We start from the raw sequence: 19,388 nt of genomic DNA on the forward strand, positions 1-19,388 counted from the left end.
ATGAAGCGCCATTTTACGGATTCGCGCGCACAAAAAAGCCCCTGATATCAATATCAGGGGCTTTTTCGTTACAGAAGATTAGCCTTCTGCTTGTACTTCATCAGCCTGCATGCCTTTCTGGCCTTGCACAGCAACGAAGGTCACTTTCTGGCCTTCTTTCAGGCTCTTGAAGCCGTTGCCCTGAATGGCGCGGAAATGCACGAACAGATCCGGACCGCTTTCTGGAGTGATAAAACCAAAACCTTTCTCGTCGTTAAACCACTTGACGGTACCGCTCTGACGTGTCGACATTTCTTATATCCTTTGACGCATAAATTGATGACAGTCTCTTTCTCATGAAAGAGTACTGGGGCTGGTTGCAGGAGAGTAAGAAGACGTCGAGCGGGATGTAGCTAACTTTGTAGGCTACTGCCCAGGTCACGATTCCAAGCTGACCCATGCAAACACAGTGAACAAACTCTACGCCAACTACGGGAGAAAAAACAAGCCCCGCGAAGGCCCCGGTTTTCCTGCCCCTGCAGGCAGTTAATCAATCCACTAGTGCAGGCTTAGACGATTAGCTTGTTCAATTGTTTTCGAACGTTATAAGCAAAGTTCATATTCGAATCGGATGTTAGAAAATGCACTTTTTTGTGGCGATTGCGTTACACATTAGTGCACGCATAACGCAATCGCGTTACTTATAGAAACAGTCAATCAATCACGATAGTAGCGTTGTGGAACAAATGGCATTTTGCTTACAAGCATTTGCACCTTTTTCCCACGAACGATGGCCCAGACGGGTGTGTCGAGAGTGACATAAGCGCTGTCGAGGTAACCCATCGCCAACGGGCCACCCAGGGTCGGACCGAAGCCGCCGCTGCACACACCGCCGATGATTTCGCCAGCTTCGTTGACGATTTCTGCGCCCTCACGCACCGGGGTACGTTCCTGCGGCAGCAGGCCGACGCGTTTGCGCGCGACGCCGTTCTGCTGCTGAGCGAAAACTGTCTCTGCCCCAGGGAAACCACCGGCGCGCGCGCCATCGGCACGGCGTGGCTTGGAGATCGCCCACAACAGGCTGGCTTCGATCGGGGTGGTGTCGGTGTTCATGTCGTGGCCGTACAGGCACAGGCCGGCTTCCAGGCGCAGCGAGTCGCGGGCGCCGAGGCCGATGGCCTGGACTTCCGGTTCGGCCAGCAGGGCGCGGGCGAGTTTTTCCGCATCGGCGGCGGGCACCGAGATTTCGAAACCGTCTTCACCGGTGTAACCCGAGCGGCTGACGAAGCAATCCACGCCCAGCAGTTGCACGCGATTGAACTGCATGAAGGTCATCTTCGCCACCTCTGGCGCAAGACGCGCCAGCACGGTGACCGCCGCCGGGCCTTGCAACGCCAGCAGCGCGCGCGCTTCGAACAGCTCCGTAATGGTGCACTGACCGCCGATGTGTTGTTGCAGATGCGCCAGATCCTGATCCTTGCACGCGGCGTTGACCACCAGGAACAGTTCGTCGTTGCCCAGATTGGCGACCATCAAATCATCGAGAATGCCGCCGCTCTCGTTGGTGAACATCGCATAGCGCTGCATGCCCACTGGCAGGTCGATGATGTCCACCGGTACCAGGGTTTCCAGGGCCTTGGCGGCATTGGCGCCGGTCAGGCGGATCTGGCCCATGTGCGAGACATCGAACAGCCCGGCCTGTTCACGGGTGTGTTGGTGTTCCTTCATCACGCCCAGCGGATATTGCACCGGCATGTCGTAGCCGGCGAACGGCACCATGCGGGCGCCGAGTTCGAGGTGCAGAGCGTGCAGCGGGGTTTTCGACAGTTGTTCGGTGGACATGCGCAACTCCTTGATTCACACCAGCCCTCTCCCGGAGGGAGAGGGGGCTAATTAGCATTCGATAATGTTGACTGCCAGACCGCCGCGGGCGGTCTCTTTGTATTTGCTTTTCATGTCGGCGCCGGTCTGGCGCATGGTGCGGATGACTTTGTCGAGCGAGACGAAGTGTTGTCCGTCGCCGCGCATGGCCATGCGCACCGCGTTGATCGCTTTCACCGAGCCCATGGCGTTGCGCTCGATGCACGGCACCTGCACCAGCCCGCCAATCGGGTCGCAGGTCAGGCCGAGGTTGTGTTCCATGCCGATTTCCGCGGCGTTTTCGACTTGCTGCACGCTGCCGCCGAGCACTTCGCACAACGCGCCGGCCGCCATCGAGCAGGCCACGCCGACCTCGCCCTGACAGCCGACTTCGGCGCCGGAGATCGAGGCGTTTTCCTTGTACAGAATGCCGATGGCGGCGGCGGTCAGCAGAAAGCGCACCACGCCGTCATCGTTCGCACCGGGGATAAAGCGCATGTAGTAATGCAACACCGCCGGGATGATGCCCGCCGCACCGTTGGTGGGTGCGGTGACCACGCGGCCGCCGTTGGCGTTTTCTTCGTTGACGGCGAGGGCGTAGAGGTTGACCCAGTCGAGCACGGACAGCGGATCGCGCAGCGCCGATTCCGGGTTCTTGCACAGTTGCCGGTGCAATGCCGCCGCCCGGCGTTTGACCTTCAGCCCGCCCGGCAGAATGCCTTCGTTGCGACAGCCAGCGGCGACGCAGTCCTGCATCACTTGCCAGATTTTCAGCAGACCGGCGCGGGTTTCCGCTTCAGGGCGCCAGGCACTTTCATTGGTCAGCATCACCTGGCTGATCGACAGCCCGTAGGTGGCGCAGTGACCGAGCAAATCCTTGGCACTTTTGAACGGGAAGGTCAGCGGGGTGGCGTCTTCAACGATGCGGTCGGCCCCGGCCGCGTCTTCATCGACCACAAAACCACCGCCCACCGAGTAGTACTCGCGGCTGCGGATCTGAATACCTGCCGCATCGAAGGCACGAAAGATCATGCCGTTGGGGTGATAGGCCAGCGGCTTGCGAATCATCGCCAGGTGTTCTTTCTCGTTGAACGTGATGCTGTGTTCGCCGAGCAGATTCAGCCGGCCATTGCCGCGAATATCCTGCAGACGCGCGGCGACAGTTTCGGTATCGACGGTGTCCGGGTGTTCGCCCTCAAGGCCGAGCAGCACGGCTTTGTCGCTGCCGTGCCCCTTGCCGGTGGCGCCAAGCGAGCCGTACAGCTCGACTTTGACGGAGGTCGTTGCAGGCAGCAGGTCGTCGCGGCGCAGGCCTTCGGCGAAGCGCGCAGCGGCTCGCATCGGGCCGACGGTGTGGGAGCTGGAAGGGCCGATGCCAATCTTGAACAGGTCGAACACGCTTAACGACATGAGTGGTTCTCCGGTTTCTTGTTATAGGAATTGGCGCAAGCTCGAGGCTGGACACAAATCCCCTGTGGGAGCGGGCTTGCTCGCGAATGCGGTGTGTCAGGCAACATTGATGGCGATTGATACACCGCATTCGCGAGCAAGCCCGCTCCCACATTGGGATCTATGGTTTTGCTGAAATCGGGGCAGGTAAACCTGCCCCGCATCCGTTTAAGCGTAGCTTTCGATCGACGGGCAGGCGCAGACCAGGTTGCGGTCGCCGAACACGTTGTCGACGCGACCGACCGGCGGCCAGTATTTGCCTTCGACCAACGACGCCACCGGATACACCGCTTGCTCGCGGCTGTACGGGTGGGTCCACTCGCCGACCAGCTCCGCCGCGGTGTGCGGAGCGTTTTTCAGCGGGTTGTCGTCCTTGTCCAGCGTGCCGTTTTCCACCGCGCGGATTTCCTCGCGGATGCGGATCATGGCGTCGCAGAAGCGGTCCAGTTCTTCCTTGGATTCGCTTTCGGTCGGCTCGATCATCAGCGTACCGGCCACCGGGAACGACATGGTCGGCGCATGGAAACCGAAGTCGATCAGGCGCTTGGCAACGTCATCGACGCTGATGCCGCTGCTGTCTTTCAGTGGGCGCAGGTCGAGGATGCATTCGTGCGCCACCAGACCGTTGCTGCCGGTGTACAGCACTGGGTAGTGCTCTTCGATGCGACGGGAAATGTAGTTGGCATTGAGGATCGCCAGTTGCGAAGCACGCTTCAGACCGGCGCCGCCCATCATGCGAATGTACATCCAGGTGATCGGCAGAATGCTCGCGCTGCCGAACGGCGCTGCACAGACCGCGCCTTCCTTGCGTGCCATCTGGCCGTGACCCGGCAGGAACGGGGTCAGGTGCGACTTGACACCAATCGGGCCGACGCCCGGGCCGCCACCGCCGTGCGGGATGCAGAAAGTCTTGTGCAGGTTCAGGTGGCTGACATCGCCGCCGAACTTGCCCGGCGCGCAGAGGCCGACCATCGCGTTCATGTTGGCGCCGTCGATGTACACCTGGCCGCCGTTGTCGTGAATGATTCCGCAGATTTCGCGGATGCCTTCTTCGAACACGCCGTGGGTCGACGGGTAGGTGATCATCAGCGCCGCGAGGTGTTCGCGGTGCTCGATGGCCTTTGCGCGCAGGTCTTCGATGTCGACGTTGCCACGCGCATCGCACGCGGTCACCACCACGCGCATGCCGGCCATGTTGGCGGTGGCCGGGTTGGTGCCGTGGGCCGACGACGGGATCAGGCAGATGTCGCGGCGCTCGTCGCCACGGCTCTGGTGGTAAGCGCGAATCGCCAGCAGGCCTGCGTATTCACCCTGCGAACCGGCGTTCGGTTGCAGCGAGATCGCGTCGTAACCGGTGGCGGCGCAGAGCATCGCTTCCAGTTCGTCGGTCAGTTGCTGATAACCGGCGCTCTGTGCGGCTGGGGCGAACGGGTGCAGGGCGCCGAATTCGGCCCAGGTCACCGGGATCATTTCGCTGGCGGCGTTGAGTTTCATGGTGCACGAGCCCAGCGGGATCATGGTGCGATCCAGTGCAAGGTCCTTGTCCGCCAGTTTGCGCAGGTAGCGCATCAGCTCGGTTTCCGAGTGATAACGGTTGAACACCGGGTGGCTGAGGATCGGCGACTGACGCACCAGCGCCGCCGGGATGGTGCTTTGCACCGAAGCGGCCAGCACAGCGAAGTCCGGCAGGGCCTTGCCGTCGGCGAACAGGCTCCACAGCGTTTCGATGTCAGCCTGAGTGGTGGTTTCGTCCACCGACAGGCCCAGACGCTCGGCATCGATGACCCGCAGGTTGATCTGCGCGGCGTGTGCCTTGTCGTGCAGGGCGGCGGTGTGTGCACCGGTGGCGAGGGTCAGGGTGTCGAAGAAGCTTGTCTGCTCGACTTTCGCGCCCAGTGCGCTCAGGCCCTTGGCCAGAATCGCGGTCAGGTGATGCACGCGGTTGGCGATCTGCGTCAGGCCTTTCGGGCCGTGGTACACGGCGTACATGCTGGCGATGTTGGCCAGCAGCACTTGTGCGGTGCAGATGTTCGAGGTGGCCTTCTCGCGGCGGATATGTTGCTCGCGGGTCTGCATCGCCAGACGCAGGGCCGGTTTGCCGAAACGGTCAACCGACACGCCGACCAGACGGCCCGGCATGTCGCGCTTGAACGCATCCTTGGTAGAAAAATAGGCCGCGTGCGGGCCACCGAAGCCCAGCGGCACGCCGAAGCGTTGCGCGGAACCGATGGCGACGTCGGCGCCGAACTCGCCCGGAGCGGTCAGCAAAGTCAGAGCCAGCAGATCAGCGGCCACGGCCACCAGCGCGTTGGCGGCGTGGAAACGCTCGGTCAGTTCGCGGTAGTCGAACAGGTCACCGTTGCTCGCCGGGTATTGCAGCAGCGCGCCGAAGAACGGCGTGACGTCGCTCAGTTCACGCTCATCGCCGACCACCACGTCGATGCCCAGCGGCTCGGCACGGGTGCGCAGCACGTCGAGGGTTTGCGGGTGGCTGTGGATCGAGGCGAAGAACTGATGGCTGCCCTTGTTCTTGCTCAGGCGTTTGCAGAAGGTCATGGCTTCGGCAGCGGCCGTGGCTTCGTCGAGCAAGGAAGCGTTGGCGATCGGCAGGCCGGTGAGGTCGCTGATCAGGGTCTGGAAGTTCAGCAGCGCTTCGAGACGGCCCTGGGAAATTTCCGGCTGGTACGGGGTGTAAGCGGTGTACCAGGCTGGGTTCTCCAGGAGGTTGCGCAGGATCGGCGACGGCGTGTGGCAGTTGTAGTAGCCCTGGCCGATGTAGGTCTTGAACAGTTGGTTTTTGCCGGCAATCGATTTGATCATCGCCAGTGCATCGGCCTCGCTCAGGCCGTCGTCCATGCCGAGCACGCTGGTGCCCTTGATGCTTTCCGGGATGACGCTGGCGCTCAGCGCTTCGAGCGAGTCGAAGCCGAGGCTGTTGAGCATGGCCTGCTCGTCACCGGCGCGCGGGCCGATGTGACGGGCGATGAATTCGTTGGCAGTGCCGAGGTTTACTTGGGTCATGTCGTTACTCCTCAGGCTTCGGCTTGGGCTTTGATCAGACGGTCGTAGGCGTCTTGATCGAGCAGTTTCGCCACAGCCGAGGCATCGCTTGGCTGGAAGCGGAAGAACCAGCCTTCGCCCAGCGGATCTTCGTTGACCAGTTCCGGGCTGCCGTCCAGTGCCGGGTTCACTTCCACAACTTCACCGTCGAGGGGCATGTACACGCCGCTGGCGGCTTTCACCGATTCCACGGTGGCGGCTTCGGCGCCTTTTTCGTAAGCCTGCAGCTCAGGCAGTTGCACGAACACCACGTCGCCCAGGGCGTTCTGCGCGAAAGCGGTGATGCCGACAGTAACGCTGCCGTCAGCTTCGGTGCTCAGCCATTCGTGATCTTCAGTAAAACGCAACTCGCTCATGGAAACTCCTAAGGGGGCCAGACTCGTCTGGTGGACGCGGTGGAAGGCTCGGGCAGGAAAGCCCTGATTTTATGAACGGTTACTTAGCAAGAACGCGGCCATCTTGGATTTATCTATATAAATCAATTGGTTGGCTGATTTTTGAGGAGGCAGGAATCGAATGGCTGTAGCGAAATCGCTACAGCTTGGGGCAGGGAGAAAAGCTGAAGCGGATCAAAGCCTTGCACAGCGGCGATTGGAGGAGGGTGTAGTGATATCGTTCCGCTGTAGCGCTTTCAGTACAGATGGAGGTCGTTTTTCAACGAATTTCGAATCCACCACAGATCATTGTAGGAGTGAGCCTGCTCGCGATAGCAGTGTGTCAGACGCCGCAAATGTTGAATGTCAGACCGCATTCGCGAGCAAGCCCGCTCCCACATTTTTGACCGCGTACGGCTTACGGTTTGTTGGGAATGCCGTATTTGCGCAGTCGATGGGCAATCGCCGTGTGCGAGGTTTGCAGGCGGCTGGCCAGTTGGCGGGTCGAGGGGTAGCTGACGTAGAGCTTTTCCAGCAGCGCTTTCTCGAAGGATTCGACGGCTTGTTCAAGGCTGTCGACGTCGCTGTCGGTCTGCCGCGCCACCGAGGTGCCGGCGATGTCGAGGTCGCCGATGTCCACCAGACTGCTTTCGCAGATGGCGGCGGCGCGGAAGATCACGTTCTGCAACTGCCGCACGTTGCCCGGCCAGCGGTTGCCGAGCAGCGCCGGATAGGTGCCGGGGGCGAGGCGGCAGACCGGGCGCTGAATTTGCGCACAGGCCTGCTGCATGAAATAACGCGCCAGCAGCAGAATGTCCTGACCGCGTTCACGCAGCGGCGGCACTTCGACGTTGAGCACGTTGAGACGGTAGAACAGGTCTTCGCGGAACAGGCCTTCGCTGACCATTTTTTCCAGGTCGCGGTGGGTCGCGCTGAGGATCCGCACGTTGACCTTCACTTCACGATCGCCGCCCACTCGACGGAAGCTACCGTCGTTCAAAAAGCGCAGCAGTTTGGCCTGCAAGTACGGCGACATCTCGCCGATCTCGTCGAGAAACACCGTGCCCTGGTTGGCCAGTTCCATCAGCCCCGGTTTGCCGCCACGTTGCGCGCCGGTAAAGGCGCCGGGGGCGTAGCCGAACAGTTCGCTCTCGGCGAGGTTTTCCGGCAGCGCCGCGCAGTTCAGGGCGAGGAACGGCGCACTGTGTCGTGCACTGATGGCGTGGCAGGCGCGGGCCACCAGTTCTTTGCCGGTGCCGGTTTCGCCTTGAATCAACAGCGGCGCATCAAGCGCTGCGACTCTTTGCGCGCGCGCCTTGAGGGTGCGGATCGCTGGGGATTCGCCGAGCAACGCATCGAAACCTTCGGCATGGTCATGGTGCAACGCCGAGAGCTGTTCGCCGATGCGGTTTGGCTGATACAGGGTCAGCAGCGCGCCGGCGTCGGTGATCGGTGTGGCGTCGAGCAGCAGGGTCTGGCCGTTGACGGTGATCTCGCGCAGCGGCAGGCGGAAGCCTTGTTCGAGCAGGGTTTCCAGCAGACCGGGATCGTTGAACAGTTCCGAGACACTTTCCCCCGCCGGTTCACGCCCGTACAGCGCGATCAGTGCCGGGTTGGCCAGCAGCACCTTGCCGGCGCTATCAAGGGCAAGTACCGGATCGGTCATCGCCGCGAGCAGCGCATCGAGCTGCAGGTGCCGACGCTGGCCGGGGAGGATGTCGACCACCGTCACCGCTTCGACACCGCGCACGCGAAACAACGCATCTTTCAATTCTTCGAGCACTTGCGGGCTCAAGGTCGGGGCGTCGATGTAGACGTTGGGCGGGATCATCTCCACCGCATCCAGATTGAGATTGCGTCCACCGAGGATAGCCAGGACTTCCTGGGTGATGCCGACGCGGTCGATGAAGCTGACGTGGATACGCATGGGGCGGTTCAGTGTTCTGCAGTGCGGAGGGTGGCAAGTATGCCTTGGGGCGGGGCAATGGTGAAATCTGCAACGATTGTCAGCGCTACACAGCTACCTTGTGGGAGCGGGCTTGCTCGCGAAGGCGCCAGGTCAGACTGCATAAGTGGTGACTGACCCGGCGCCTTCGCGAGCAAGCCCGCTCCCACAGGGGAAATGTGCTGTGTTCGGGTTATTCGAGGTGTTCCGGTTTGACCGGATCGCCGGACTTCATATTCAGCTGCGCCCGTACATCTTCAAACATCAGGTCGTAATGCTTGTGCGTGGCGCCCAGGCTGCTGTGGGTCTTGGGAATCCCGTATTTCTCGGCGATTCTCGTTATGTCCCTGGCGAAGTTGTAGGCCTGGTCCTTGGGCAGGAAGAAGGTTTCTTTCATGTCCTTGCCCTGAATGCTGCCGTGCAGGGTGAACTGCATCCCTTTGCCTTCTTTGGGATCGGTGAACACTTCATAGTCGATGCACAGGTCGTAACTGACATCATCGTCGTTCAACGCGTGCCGCTCGATGTGCAAATGACCCGGTTCGAATATGGCCATGGGTTTCTCCTTTCAAGGCATGGGAGAAGGGCAGACCCTCGGTCTGCCCTCGGAGTTTCTAGTTATCGATAGCTGATGCCCGGCTTCGCCGTGCTGACGCGCGTACCGGCGGTGCCCTGGACGATCGCTTCGATGTCCGCGAGCGAACCGATCACCGCGACCTTGCCAGTATGGCGCGCGAATTCGCAGGCTGCCTGCACCTTCGGCCCCATGGAGCCGGCGGCGAAACCCAGGCGTTCCAGTTCGTCCGGGTGCGCTTCGGCGATGGCTTTCTGTGTCGGCTTGCCGTAGTCGATGAACGCCGCGTTGACGTCGGTGGCGATGACCAGCAAGTCGGCTTCCAGTTGCTCGGCGAGCAGCGACGAGCACAGGTCCTTGTCGATCACCGCCTCGATGCCCTTGAGGTTGCGGTGCTCGTCGTACATGGTCGGAATCCCGCCGCCGCCAGCGCAGATGACGATGCTGCCCTTGTCCAGCAGCCACTTGATCGGACGGATTTCGAAGATGCGTTTTGGCCGTGGACTGGCCACCACGCGGCGGAATTTGTCACCGTCGGCGGCAATCGCCCAGCCTTTTTCCGCGGCGAGTTTTTCCGCTTCGGCCTTGTCGTAGACCGGGCCGATCGGTTTGGTCGGGTTCTGGAAGGCCGGGTCCTTGGCGTCGACTTCAACCTGGGTCAGCAGGGTGGCGAACGGCACTTCGAAGTCCAGCAGGTTGCCCAGTTCCTGTTCGATGATGTAGCCGATCATGCCTTCGGTTTCGGCACCGAGCACGTCCAGCGGGTAAGGGGTGACGGAGGTATAGGCCGCCGCCTGCAACGACAGCAGGCCGACTTGCGGGCCATTGCCGTGGGCGATGACCAGTTGGTTGCCGGGATGGATCTTGGCGATTTGCTCGGTGGCGATGCGGATGTTGGCGCGCTGGTTGTCAGCGGTCATCGGCTCGCCACGACGGAGCAGGGCGTTACCGCCCAGAGCTACGACGATACGCATGGTGCAATCCTTTTCAGCAGAGAAATGGCTAACGACTCGGTCTCCCTGTCGGAACCGGAATCCCCTGTGGGAGGGGGCTTGCTCCCGAAGGCGGTGTGTCAGGCTCCTTTGATGTCGCCTGACACGGCCTCTTCGCGAGCAAGCCCGCTCCCACATTTGGATTTGGTTCCGTCAGTGAGAGCTATTTCAGTTACAGATCAGCCAGGGTCGAGACCAGAATCGCCTTGATCGTGTGCATGCGGTTTTCCGCTTGCTCGAAGGCGATGCAGGCTGGCGACTCGAACACGTCGTCGGTGACTTCGATGCCGTTGGCCAGGTGCGGGTACTGCTCGGCGATCTGTTTGCCGACTTTGGTATCGCTGTTGTGGAACGCCGGCAGGCAGTGCATGAACTTGGTGCGTGGGTTGCCGGTGGCTTTCATCAGCTCTTTGTTGACCTGGTACGGCAGCAATTGCTGGATACGCTCGGCCCATGCCTCGACCGGTTCGCCCATCGACACCCAGACGTCGGTGTGGATGAAGTCGACGCCTTTGACCGCGGCTTTCGGATCTTCGGTCAGGGTGATGCGGGCGCCGGATTCTTCCGCGTATTTCTTGCAGCGATCGACCAGATCGTCATGCGGCCACAGGGCTTTCGGCGCGCAGATGCGCACGTCCATGCCGAGCTTGGCGCCGACCAGCAGCAGCGAGTTGCCCATGTTGTTGCGCGCGTCGCCGAGGTAGGCGTAGCTGATTTCATGGATCGGCTTGTCGGCGTGCTCACGCATGGTCAGCACGTCGGCGATCATTTGTGTTGGGTGATATTCATCGGTCAGGCCGTTGAACACCGGCACCCCGGCGAACTTCGCCAGCTCTTCGACGATTTCCTGTTTGAAGCCACGGTATTCGATGGCGTCGTACATGCGACCCAGCACGCGGGCCGTGTCTTTCATGCTTTCCTTGTGACCGATCTGCGAGGAATTCGGGTCGATGTAGGTGACGTTGGCACCCTGGTCGTAGGCCGCCACTTCGAATGCGCAACGGGTGCGGGTCGAGGTTTTTTCGAAGATCAGGGCGATGTTATTGCCCTTCAGGTGTTGCTGCTCGGTGCCGGTGTATTTCGCGCGTTTGAGGTCGCGGGACAGATCGAGCAGGTAACGCAGCTCACGTGGGGTGTGGTGTTCGAGGCTGAGCAGGTTACGGTTGTGGATGTTAAAAGCCATGATGGATCTCCTTCGGTGTCGGTTATCCCCCTGGCCGCGCTTTGTAAGTCGCGGCCAGGGCTCAGAGGTTTAGTAATCGATTGGGTCGCGGATGATCGGGCAGGTCATGCAGTGGCCGCCGCCACGGCCACGGCCGAGCTCGCCGGCGCTGATGGTGATGACCTCGACGCCGGCTTTGCGCAGCAGGGTGTTGGTGTAGGTGTTGCGGTCGTAGCCGATGACCACGCCCGGTTCCACGGCCACCACGTTGTTGCCGTCGTCCCATTGCTCGCGTTCGGCGGCGAAGCTGTTGCCGCCGGTTTCCACCACGCGCAGTTTCGGCAGGTTGAGGGCTTTGGCCACGGTGTCGAGGAAGTTGGTTTCTTCGCGGCGAATGTCGATGCCGCCCTGTTTGCTTTCGTCAGGCCGCAGGGTGAACGCGACGATCTGGTTGACCACTTCCGGGAAAATCGTCACCAGGTCGCGGTCGCAGAAGCTGAACACGGTGTCCAGGTGCATCGCTGCACGGGACTTCGGCAGGCCGGCGACGATGACTTTTTCCACCGCTTTGTTCTTGAACAGGTTCAGCGCCAGTTGGCCGATGGCCTGGCGAGAAGAGCGCTCGCCCATGCCGATCAACACCACGCCGTTGCCGATTGGCATCACGTCGCCGCCCTCGAGGGTCGAGCTGCCGTGATCCTTGTCCGGGTCGCCGTACCAGATCTCGAAATCGGCGTTGGTGAACTGCGGGTGGAATTTGTAGATGGCGGTGGCCAGCAGGGTTTCCTGGCGACGTGCCGGCCAGTACATCGGGTTCAGCGTCACGCCACCGTAGATCCAGCAGGTGGTGTCGCGGGTGAACTGGGTGTTCGGCAGCGGCGGCAGGATAAAGCTTGAGTGGCCGAGGAAGTCGCGGAACATCTGGATAGTCTTGCCACCGAAGCTGTCCGGCAGATCCTCGGCGGACACGCCGCCAATCAGGAATTCGGCGATGTGCCGTGGCTCAAGGCTTTTCAGCCAGGACTTCACTTCGCTGATCAGGCCCAGGCCTACCGAGTCGGCGGTGACCTTGCGATCAAGAATCCAGTCCAGCGCTTCGGGGTTGGCGACGATATCGGTCAGCAGGTTGTGCATTTCCAGCACGTCGATCCCGCGTTCACGCATCTTGGTCACGAAGTCGAAGTGGTCGCGTTTGGCCTGGGCCACCCACAACACGTCATCGAACAGCAGTTCATCGCAGTTGTTCGGGGTCAGGCGCTGGTGGGCCAGACCTGGGGAGCAAACCATGACTTTGCGCAGTTTGCCGGCTTCGGAATGGACGCCGTACTTAACTTTTTCCGTGGTCATTTCAGATCCTCCAGATAACCAATCAATCAGGTGTTACAGAGTCAGGAAGCCGTCGTAGAGGCCGTAGGCTGCCACCAGGGCACCAATGACCACCGCGGCGAAAATCAGCTTCTCGACGTTGGTGAAAACAGCTTGTTTGAGTTCGAGCTTGGCCTTGGCGAACAGGATTGCGCCGGGTGCGTAGAGCAGGGCCGAGAGCAGCAGATACTTGACCCCGCCGGCATACAGCAGCCACACCGCGTAGATCAGCGCGATGCCGCCGATGATCAGATCCTTGCGCCGCTCGGCTGCGAAGCCTTCGTAGGTTTCGCCGCGCACCGCCAGCAGCAGGGCATAGGCCGCCGACCACAGATACGGCACCAGAATCATCGAGGTGGCGAGGTAGATCAGCGACAGGTAAGTGCTGGCCGAAAACAGGGTGATGATCAGGAAAATCTGCACCATCGCGTTGGTCAGCCACAGGGCGTTGACCGGTACGTGGTTTGCGTTTTCCTTGCGCAGGAACTCCGGCATGGTGTGGTCTTTGGCGGCGGCGAACATGATTTCCGCACACAGCAGCACCCACGACAGCAGTGCGCCCAGCAGCGAGATGATCAGACCGACGCTGATCAGCACCGCGCCCCAATGACCGACCACGTGCTCAAGCACGGCGGCCATCGACGGGTTCTGCAGTTTGGCCAGTTCCGGCTGGGTCATGATGCCCAGCGACAGCACGTTGACCAGCACCAGGAACAGCAGCACGGTGATGAAACCGATGACGGTGGCCTTGCCGACGTCGGAGCGTTTTTCCGCCCGCGCCGAGAAAATGCTCGCACCCTCGATGCCGATGAACACCCACACGGTGACCAGCATCATGTTGCGCACCTGGTTCATCACGCTGCCCAGATCCGGGTTTTTCACACCCCAGATGTCGGCGGTGAAGATGTCCAGTTTGAAGGCGAAGATCGCGATCAGGACGAACAGCAGCAACGGCACGACCTTGGCGACCGTGGTCACCAGGTTGATGAACGCCGCCTCCTTGATCCCGCGCAGCACCAGAAAGTGCACGGCCCACAGCAGCACCGAGGCGCCAATGACGGCGGCAACCGTGTTGCCTTCGCCGAAAATTGGAAAGAAATACCCGAGGGTGCTGAACAGCAGAACGAAGTAACCGACGTTGCCCAGCCAGGCACTGATCCAGTAACCCCAGGCGGACGAGAAACCCATGTAGTCGCCGAAACCGGCCTTGGCGTAGGCGTAGACACCGCCGTCCAGATCAGGCTTGCGATTGGCGAGGGTTTGAAAGACAAAAGCGAGGGTGAGCATGCCGACAGCGGTGATGGCCCAACCAATCAGTACCGCGCCGACGTCGGCGCTGGCGGCCATGTTTTGTGGCAAGGAGAATATCCCGCCACCGATCATTGAACCGACTACCAAGGCAACCAGTGCACCTAGTCGTAGTTTTCCGGGAGCTTCAGACATTGCATGACTCCATTGCAGGAGAGAAGAGTTCACAGCGTAGATCTGTTGTCTGTTCAATCAGCTGACATAGATCAGTGCATGGCCACATTCCATTGTTAATGAATGACTTATGAAACAACTGGAGGCATAACGCTATCGCCTGGAAAGCCCGTCCTAGAGGCTTTTGCCTGATGTGGTTGGGAATTGCTCTTATTACTTTCGAATTAACACGCTAGTTCTTTTTCAGCTTTTGGCAAATTTTCGCCATCTGTTTTCAGTACAGAATTGATTTATTAGGATTCGCGCACAAAACTGTCTTAGCGTGTTAGGCGTTAGCTTCAGTCGCTATATATAACTGGGTATTTCTCGGTATTACCTGATAAACGTCGTGTGGTATTAGGCGTTTAGTTAATAGTTGTTACAAATGAATTAAGGGAGACAAGAATGTCGCAACCGACGCAAAAGCTGCGACTGGGTGCGTTGATCGCCCTGGTGGTGGGTTCGATGATTGGTGGCGGGATTTTTTCCTTGCCGCAGAACATGGCCGCCCGCGCCGATGCCGGAGCGATCCTGATCGGCTGGGGCATCACGGCTATCGGCATGCTGACCCTGGCGTTCGTGTTCCAGACCCTGGCCAACCGCAAGCCCGAGCTGGATTCCGGGGTCTATGCCTACGCCAAGGCCGGGTTTGGCGATTACATGGGGTTTTCGTCGGCGTGGGGTTACTGGATCAGCGCCTGGCTGGGCAACGTCGGCTATTTCGTGTTGCTGTTCAGCACGCTCGGTTACTTCTTTCCGGTATTCGGCCAAGGCAATACGCCGGTTGCCATCGGCTGTGCGTCGGTGCTGTTGTGGGCCGTGCATTTTCTGGTGATGCGCGGGATCAAGGAGGCGGCGTTCATCAATCAGGTGACCACGGTCGCCAAGATCGTGCCGCTGATCATGTTCATCGTCATCGCGGCGGTGGCGTTCAAGGCCGATATCTTCACCCGCGACATCTGGGGCCGCAGCAACCCGAGCTTTGGCGGGGTGATGGATCAGGTGCGCAACATGATGCTGGTGACGGTGTTCGTGTTCATCGGCATCGAGGGCGCCAGCGTCTATTCGGCGCGGGCGGAGAAACGCACCGATGTCGGGCGCGCCACGGTGATCGGTTTCCTCGGAGTGCTGGCGCTGCTGGTGCTGGTCAACGTGCTGTCGCTGGGGATCATGAGCCAGCCCGAATTGGCCAGGTTGCAAAACCCGTCGCTGGCGGCGGTGCTGGAACACATCGTCGGGCCGTGGGGCGCGCTGCTGATCAGCCTCGGTCTGGCGGTGTCGCTGCTCGGCGCATTGCTGTCATGGGCGCTGCTCTGCGCCGAAATCCTCTTCGCCACGGCCCGGGACAAGACCATGCCGGCGTTCCTGAAAAAGGAAAACGCCAACCATGTGCCGGTCAATGCGTTGTGGCTGACCAACGTGATGATTCAGCTATTCCTGCTGATCACACTGTTTTCTGCCGGCACCTACACCAGCCTGATCTACCTCGCTTCGTCGATGATTCTGGTGCCGTATCTGTGGTCGGCGGCGTATGCGGTGTTGCTCAGCGGGCGCGGCGAAACCTACGAACATGCTTCGGCCGAACGCACCAAGGACTTGCTGATTGGCGGCATCGCCCTGTGCTACGCGGTGTGGCTGTTGTATGCCGGCGGGGTGAAATACCTGCTGCTGTCGGCGCTGCTGTATGCACCGGGGGTGGTGCTGTTTGCCAAGGCCAAGCAGGAGCAGGGCGAGCCGCTGTTCACTCATGTCGAGAAGGGCATTTTTACTTGTGTGGTGATTGGCGCGGGGCTGGCGGCCTATGGCTTGTACAGCGGATTGTTAGCGTTGTGAGGTTGAGGCTTGCGTATCAGCCGCCGTATGACTGGGAGGCTATGCTCGGTTTTCTTGCAGCGCGGGCGGTGGTCGGGATGGAGACCGTGGCTGATGGTGTGTATTCGCGCAGCATCGGTTTGAACGGTGTGCATGGCACGGTTTCGGTTTGGCCTGGCACGGGCGATGCGCTGGAGGTCGAACTGGATTTTCCTGATCCGGCGCTGCTGCCGCAGATTGTTGCAAGGTTGCGCCGGCTGTTTGATCTGGACGCAGATCTGGCAGTGATGCAAGGGCATCTGGCGAAAGATCCATTGCTGGCACGATTGATCGCCGAGCGCCCGGGGCTGCGGGTACCGGGGGCGTGGGACGGTCTGGAGCTGGCGTTTCGCGCGGTGCTCGGCCAGCAGATTACCGTGGTGGCAGCGATTCGCCTGGCGGGCAAACTTGTGGCGCAATATGGTGCGCCGTTACGCTCGGCGCTGCCGGTTTTGAGTCATGTTTTCCCTCAGGCGAGTGTGTTGGCGACGGCAGATCTGGCGGCGCTGGGCATGCCGAAAAGTCGCGGGCGAACGTTATCGGGTGTGGCGCAGGCGCTGCTCGATGATCCGCTGTTGTTCGCGCCGGGACGCGAGGGCGGGGTGGCGCGGCTGTTGGCGTTGCACGGAATTGGCGAGTGGACGGCGCAGTACATCGCACTGCGGCAGTTGCGCGATATGGATGGCTTTCCTCATGGCGATGTCGGGTTGCTGCGGGCGCTGGAAGTGCTGGAAGGTGTGCGGCCGACAGCGCGGGAATTGGCTGATCGTGCTGAAGTCTGGCGACCCTTTCGGGGGTATGCGGCGCAGGTGTTGTGGACGTCTTTGAGTCGGGCGGATTGAGCCTGAACCAGTGTTGTCGGTGCAGCCGTCTTCGCGGGCAAGCCCGCTCCCACAGGGGAACACATTTCACCTGTGGGAGCGGGCTTGCTCGCGAAAGGGCCCGAATGGTCATCACCATTGCGGGCGATGTGAACCCAATTCGGTGGCCGGCAATGCCCATTGCAGCGGGGTCCCGCTGATCTTCAGCGGTGCCAGCAAGCGGTGCGCCGGCCCCCACGGTGTCTGTTCCAGCGACAGGCTTTGATCCTGCTCATCTTCGGCGCGTAACGGATCGCTCGACCCCGGCCCCTGTTCGATCAACAGCTTGGCCGTACGCGCCAGCGACAGGCGCGCAGAGCCACCCTGACCGGTCCTTAAACGTTCGGTCAAAAGTCGGATCGCACTCGCCGCCATCAAATACCCGGTCCCGTGATCCAGCGCCTGCACCGGCAACGGCGTCGGTTTGTCAGCCTGTTTCCAGCGCTGCCCGGCTTCGGCGATGCCGCTGCTCATCTGCACCAGGCTGTCGAAGCCGCGCCGGTTGTGCCACGGGCCGCTCCAGCCATAGGCGTTGAGGCTGACGTCGATCAGCCCCGGCGCCAGTTGTCGGCGGCGTTCGGCGCCGAAGCCGAGATGTTCCAGGGCATCGGCGCGGTAGCCGTGCAGGAGGATGTCGGCGTCTTTCAACAGGTTTTCGAACAATGCACGATCGGCCGGTTGCTGCAGATCCAGTCGCGCACAACGTTTGCCCAGGGTGACTTCCGGCACCACGCCCGGCTCGTTCCAGCTCGGCGGGTCGATGCGCAGCACATTGGCGCCGAGGCCGGCGAGAAAACGGCTTGCGGTGGGGCCAGCGAGCACGCGGGTCAGGTCCAGCACTTTGAGCCCGGCCAATGGTTGCGCGACTGAGCCTGCCCAGGGTTGCGCGATCTGTTGGTGATCGGCACTGAAATGCACCAGCGGCTCAGCATTTACTGCCAGCCCCTGCGGGTGTTGCTGCCACTGCGCCCAGCTGCGCATTTCGGCGGCGCAGCCCTTGGCGTCGACTATCGCTTGCTCCAGATCGGCGCCGCTCCATTGCGCGACTTTTGCCGCCATCGCTGCACGATCGGCGCAGGCCCCGAGCACGCTTTCGGCAGCGGTGCGGTGATGCGGGGCGTTGGTGTGCAGGCGGATCCAGCCGTCGCGGGTCGCGTAGTCGCCGGCGATCGGGTCCCACAGCGGCGGTAACTCCCAGCCCATGGGGCGGATGGAAGAAGCGAACCAGAACGAGGCCAGACGCCGGTCTACTTCCACGGCGGGCAAGTGCCCGGTCCGTTGCCGGAGCAGTTCGCTGACGGCCTGACCGGCAGCGGCGATGCTCGCGCAGGCCAGATCGGTGACGGCGAACGCCGAGGGCAGGGCGCCACGGTCAGTGTACGGAATCGGCGTGTGGGGCAAGCCGAGTGCGGCTTGAATGGACGTGAGTAAATCAGTCATCGAAGGCCCTCCGGGAGAGAGGGCGATGATAGTGCAAAAGATCATCGAGTCAGATTAAACAACCGAACGACGAACACTTAACCCTGTGGGAGCGGGCTTGCTCGCGAATGCGGTGTATCAGCAACATCTAAAGTGACTGACACACCCTATTCGCGAGCAAGCCCGCTCCCACAAGGGGACTGTGGTGGATTTCAGACGCGGAACTGATCCATCAATTTCATCTGTTGACTGGCCAACGCATTCAACTGACTGCTGATCGCCGCCGATTCAGTGGCCTGTTCGGTCAGCGTCTCAGTCACGGTACGAATCGCCGAGACGTTGCGGTTGACCTCTTCGGCCACGGCGCTCTGCTGTTCGGCGGCGCTGGCGATCTGCAGGTTCATGTCGCTGATCACCGTGACCGCATCGCTGATCTTGCCCAGCGCATCCACCGCCTGACGGATCTGCCCGGCGTTGTTGTGCGCCTGGGTCTGGCTCGAATGCATGGTCGCGACCACGCCGCGGGTGCCGGTCTGGATGCGTTCGATGACGATGCGGATTTCTTCCACCGAATCCTGAGTGCGCTTGGCGAGGTTGCGCACTTCATCGGCTACCACCGCGAAACCACGACCGCTTTCCCCGGCGCGGGCGGCTTCGATGGCGGCGTTGAGCGCCAGCAGGTTGGTCTGTTCGGCGATGCTGCGGATGACTTCCAGCACCGAACCGATCTGCTCGCTGTTGACCGCCAGTGCTTCGACTTCGGTTACCGCTTTGCTGACTTCATCGGCCAGTTGATTGATGTCGCGGGTGCTGCGCTCGATGATCGACATGCCGTCCTTGGCCGACTGGTCGGCGCCCTTGGCGGCGTTGGCCGCGTTCGACGCGCTGTTGGCGACGTCATGCGCGGTGGCGCTCATTTCGTTGGACGCGGTGGCGACCTGATCGATTTCGCGGAACTGCACCTGCATGCCTTCGCTGGTCTGGCGGGCGATTTCCGAAGACTGATCAGCAGTGCCACGCGCTTCGGTGATGCTCTG

The 19,388-nt window shown here is 61.1% G+C and carries 15 protein-coding genes; 2 read left to right on the forward strand and 13 right to left on the reverse strand.

The genetic code is table 11. The features are described from left to right. Positions 1 to 78 precede the first annotated feature (78 nt). From JFU48_RS14055 to arcD (JFU48_RS14105), 11 genes are all read right to left on the reverse strand, one after another. Positions 79 to 291: a cold-shock protein gene (locus JFU48_RS14055; RefSeq protein ID WP_003237709.1), complete on the reverse strand. Its 213-nt coding sequence runs from the start codon at positions 289 to 291 to the stop codon at positions 79 to 81. A gap of 405 nt (positions 292 to 696) precedes the next feature. Then, positions 697 to 1,821, reverse strand: a complete 1,125-nt coding sequence (gene gcvT / locus JFU48_RS14060; protein ID WP_201136751.1) for a glycine cleavage system aminomethyltransferase GcvT — start codon at positions 1,819 to 1,821, stop codon at positions 697 to 699. A 51-nt stretch (positions 1,822 to 1,872) separates the two neighbouring features. Then, on the reverse strand, positions 1,873 to 3,249 hold the full coding sequence (locus tag JFU48_RS14065; RefSeq protein ID WP_201136752.1) for an L-serine ammonia-lyase: 1,377 nt from the start codon (positions 3,247 to 3,249) through the stop codon (positions 1,873 to 1,875). A 207-nt stretch (positions 3,250 to 3,456) separates the two neighbouring features. Continuing rightward, positions 3,457 to 6,309, reverse strand: coding sequence for an aminomethyl-transferring glycine dehydrogenase (gene gcvP, locus JFU48_RS14070; protein WP_446739768.1), 2,853 nt, complete (start codon positions 6,307 to 6,309; stop codon positions 3,457 to 3,459). A gap of 11 nt (positions 6,310 to 6,320) precedes the next feature. Further along, a complete protein-coding gene (gene gcvH / locus JFU48_RS14075) occupies positions 6,321 to 6,704 on the reverse strand; it encodes a glycine cleavage system protein GcvH (RefSeq protein ID WP_201136753.1) in 384 nt (127 codons plus the stop codon). Positions 6,705 to 7,140: 436 nt separating this feature from the next. Further along, positions 7,141 to 8,649 (reverse strand): sigma-54-dependent transcriptional regulator, encoded by a 1,509-nt coding sequence (locus JFU48_RS14080; RefSeq protein WP_201136754.1) that lies wholly within the window; start codon positions 8,647 to 8,649, stop codon positions 7,141 to 7,143. A 211-nt stretch (positions 8,650 to 8,860) separates the two neighbouring features. Beyond that, positions 8,861 to 9,223: a DUF5064 family protein gene (locus JFU48_RS14085; protein ID WP_201136755.1), complete on the reverse strand. Its 363-nt coding sequence runs from the start codon at positions 9,221 to 9,223 to the stop codon at positions 8,861 to 8,863. Positions 9,224 to 9,285: 62 nt separating this feature from the next. After that, complete coding sequence (arcC, locus tag JFU48_RS14090; RefSeq protein ID WP_201136756.1) at positions 9,286 to 10,215, reverse strand: carbamate kinase; 930 nt, start codon at positions 10,213 to 10,215, stop codon at positions 9,286 to 9,288. A 190-nt stretch (positions 10,216 to 10,405) separates the two neighbouring features. Beyond that, positions 10,406 to 11,416, reverse strand: a complete 1,011-nt coding sequence (locus JFU48_RS14095) for an ornithine carbamoyltransferase (protein WP_003227481.1) — start codon at positions 11,414 to 11,416, stop codon at positions 10,406 to 10,408. Between the two features lie 69 nt (positions 11,417 to 11,485). Beyond that, on the reverse strand, positions 11,486 to 12,742 hold the full coding sequence (arcA, locus tag JFU48_RS14100) for an arginine deiminase (protein WP_201136757.1): 1,257 nt from the start codon (positions 12,740 to 12,742) through the stop codon (positions 11,486 to 11,488). Positions 12,743 to 12,775: 33 nt separating this feature from the next. Next, a complete protein-coding gene (gene arcD / locus JFU48_RS14105; RefSeq protein WP_103521429.1) occupies positions 12,776 to 14,203 on the reverse strand; it encodes an arginine-ornithine antiporter in 1,428 nt (475 codons plus the stop codon). Positions 14,204 to 14,626: 423 nt separating this feature from the next. On the opposite strand from arcD (JFU48_RS14105), the gene arcD (JFU48_RS14110) reads away from it, so the two are divergent. Together arcD (JFU48_RS14110) and JFU48_RS14115 are read left to right on the forward strand one after the other, a co-directional pair. After that, the gene (gene arcD / locus JFU48_RS14110) at positions 14,627 to 16,054 is read left to right on the forward strand and encodes an arginine-ornithine antiporter (RefSeq protein WP_103521430.1); all 1,428 of its coding nucleotides are present in this window, start codon (positions 14,627 to 14,629) and stop codon (positions 16,052 to 16,054) included. Then, entirely contained in the window at positions 16,051 to 16,914 is an 864-nt protein-coding gene (locus JFU48_RS14115; RefSeq protein WP_201136758.1) for an AlkA N-terminal domain-containing protein, read from the forward strand. Before arcD (JFU48_RS14110) ends, JFU48_RS14115 begins: the two co-directional genes overlap by 4 nt. 111 nt (positions 16,915 to 17,025) lie before the next feature. Here the strand turns inward: JFU48_RS14115 and JFU48_RS14120 are convergent, their stop codons facing one another. After that, on the reverse strand, positions 17,026 to 18,372 hold the full coding sequence (locus JFU48_RS14120) for a CoA transferase (RefSeq protein WP_201136759.1): 1,347 nt from the start codon (positions 18,370 to 18,372) through the stop codon (positions 17,026 to 17,028). A gap of 191 nt (positions 18,373 to 18,563) precedes the next feature. Continuing rightward, a complete protein-coding gene (locus tag JFU48_RS30560) occupies positions 18,564 to 19,319 on the reverse strand; it encodes a methyl-accepting chemotaxis protein (RefSeq protein ID WP_400507418.1) in 756 nt (251 codons plus the stop codon). Positions 19,320 to 19,388: the final 69 nt, after the last annotated feature.

The sequence above is a fragment of the Pseudomonas sp. TH49 genome (assembly GCF_016650625.1).
In the GTDB taxonomy this organism is placed as follows: domain Bacteria; phylum Pseudomonadota; class Gammaproteobacteria; order Pseudomonadales; family Pseudomonadaceae; genus Aquipseudomonas; species Aquipseudomonas fluorescens_H.